Source organism: Mesorhizobium carmichaelinearum (genome assembly GCF_900199455.1).
Lineage (GTDB): Bacteria > Pseudomonadota > Alphaproteobacteria > Rhizobiales > Rhizobiaceae > Mesorhizobium > Mesorhizobium carmichaelinearum.
The window spans coordinates 1-700 of the sequence record NZ_FZQR01000142.1; the positions used below are offsets into that span (position 1 = coordinate 1).

At 29.4% G+C, this 700-nt stretch carries 1 protein-coding gene; it reads right to left on the reverse strand.

Annotated elements, in window-relative coordinates; translation table 11 throughout:
- On the reverse strand, positions 1–480 hold a 480-nt coding region (locus CKW40_RS46225), incomplete at its 3' end, for a protein rep (protein WP_095205403.1).
- Positions 481–700 lie beyond the last annotated feature (220 nt).

Below are 700 nucleotides of genomic sequence, written 5' to 3' on the forward strand. Positions count from 1 at the left end.
CATAAATCCAACAAGATTTTGTTTAACCTTTTTATATCTACTCAACCTATCAAATGCTTTAGTTAGATGCTTCAAACTTTGTTCTAAAGTATCTCCATCTATCGCATTTTTTGTTGAAAGTGTTAAAAACAACCAACGTGCTTTTGGCTTTTCCTTAATTACTTCTTCAATCACTTTTTGAGCTTGATAACTATTTTTCATAGCACGTCTCCAATTACAAACCGGACATAATTTTGATTTACAAAACCATGTCTTATGTAACTTCAAATAACCTTCATCAGTTGGCTTAAATTCTAAAATATTACCACATTGTTTTACATTAAAAGCCTTTTTGATTTTTAAAATTTCTAGTATATCTGCATAGCTTACATTATCTATTTTCTTTTCTCTCCATGGGCGTTGTTTCCCACTTTTCGTCATATCTTTTAACGTTTTATTATCTTGATTTTCGGTTATACTTCTAGTAGTATTATATTGCATATAAAAAGACCCCCAGTATTATTTAAGATTCGACACCTTAATAATATAACTGGGGTTTTTTATTGTCAAATTTTCCTTTCACGCACAAAAACACGTTTAAACGCTGTAATATCAACAGTTACAGCTGTATATATAAAATCGAGTTATTTCTATATAGTATCAAGACAAGAAGAAACTCGTTTCACTCGTTTCAAAAACCCTCATGATTTTTAGAGAAAAA